This is a genomic window from Microcoleus sp. PH2017_34_RAT_O_A (assembly GCF_020737885.1).
Lineage (GTDB): Bacteria > Cyanobacteriota > Cyanobacteriia > Cyanobacteriales > Microcoleaceae > Microcoleus.
This window is the reverse complement of sequence record NZ_JAEQDD010000199.1, coordinates 1-1,608: the sequence shown is the minus strand read 5'-3', so window position 1 is coordinate 1,608 and position 1,608 is coordinate 1. Positions and strand designations below refer to the sequence as shown.

Genomic DNA, 1,608 nt, shown 5'->3' with positions numbered 1-1,608 from the left:
GTCATGAACCCCATCCCTAAAGGGAGGGGCTTGTAGACTGTCCGACTCTTCGAGCGGGATGCAAGCCACAACATGACCAGCCTCAGACGCAACAAACGTCTACGTTTTCTATGGTCACGATACCTACAAATGCGTTGCTAGTTTGTAGCTCTATCGCTGGTTGTTAAACATCTGTAATGGGTTAAGGAAGTGCAACCAGCACCACAAGCCTAGAAAACATTGGCGAAGCAAACATTACCCAGCAATGGAGACTTTCAAATGTCCAATTTTGTATTTGTTCTCGACACGAACAAGCGACCCCTTGACCCAGTGCATCCAGGAACAGCGCGTCATCTTCTCAATTCAGGAGAAGCTGCTGTTTTGCGTCGTTTCCCTTTCAGCATCATCTTAAAAGAAGCTCGTCCTGAAGCCACTGTGCAAGATTTGGAACTCAAGTTAGATCCTGGCTCCAAGGTTACGGGAATCGCGATTAAGCAAGGCAACAAAATCATTTTTGGAGCCCAATTGCAGCACCGAGGGCAGCAAATTCAGAATGCTTTGCTCTCTCGTCGTCAACTGCGGCGTGGGAGACGGAATCGCAAAACTCGCTATCGGCAAGCACGTTTTCTCAACCGGACTCGCCCTGATGGTTGGTTAGCTCCCAGCTTGCAGCATCGCGTTTTAACAACGATGACTTGGGTGCAAAAATTCATCCGACTTGCACCCATCACTTGTCTGGCTCAAGAGCTAGTTCGATTCGATTTGCAACTGATGCAAAACTCTGAAATCTCAGGCGTTCAGTATCAACAGGGAGAACTAAAAGGCTACGAAGTCAGAGAATATTTGCTCGAAAAGTGGAATCGTCGTTGTGCTTACTGCTCAGTCGAAAACGTCCCGTTGGAAGTTGAGCATATTCAAGCAAAATCAAAGGGGGGCTCCGATCGAGTTTCCAACCTCACGATTGCTTGTCACGGCTGCAATCAAGGCAAGGGAAATCAGGATATTCGGGACTTTCTATCGAGCCAGCCTGACCTGCTAAATCGGATTTTGAAGCAGGCAAAATCACCACTAAAAGATGCGACAGCGGTGAATTCAACCCGATGGGTTTTGTTCAACTATCTGAAAGAAACGGGATTACCTGTCACCACCGGAACGGGCGGACAAACTAAGTTCAATCGTACCCGATTAGAATTGTCGAAATCCCATTGGCTAGATGCGGCGTGTGTGGGTCGAATCGATGGACTCGAAGTCTTGACCTCGAAGCCGTTACTGATTGTTGCGAAAGGGCATGGAACCAGGCAAATGTGCGGAACCGATAAGTATGGGTTTCCAACTCGTCACCGCTGTCGGACGCAAATCCACAAAGGTTTTCAGACCGGCGATATCGTCAAAGCGACTGTTACCGCAGGCCAGAAAATCGGCTCTTATAGAGGTCGTGTTCTCTGCCGTGCATCCGGTTCATTTGACATCGTAACAACGGCCGCAAGAGTGTCGGGCATTAGCCACAAATATTGTCAACCGATTCACAAAAAGGATGGTTACTCCTATGGATAGTTTAAGGTGGCTGAAGCCACAGCCGCGTTCCTCCCCATGCCTGAAGTCAGGGGCTTCCCGCTCGTCTTTCGGTGA

Annotated in this window: 1 protein-coding gene; it reads left to right on the top strand. The window is 48.8% G+C overall.

Annotation, left to right across the window (positions count from 1 at the left end; translation table 11 throughout):
• Positions 1-258: 258 nt before the first annotated feature.
• The gene (iscB, locus tag JGK11_RS32670; RefSeq protein WP_293214504.1) at positions 259-1,533 is read left to right on the top strand and encodes an RNA-guided endonuclease IscB; all 1,275 of its coding nucleotides are present in this window, start codon (positions 259-261) and stop codon (positions 1,531-1,533) included.
• The last annotated feature ends 75 nt before the right edge of the window (positions 1,534-1,608 follow it).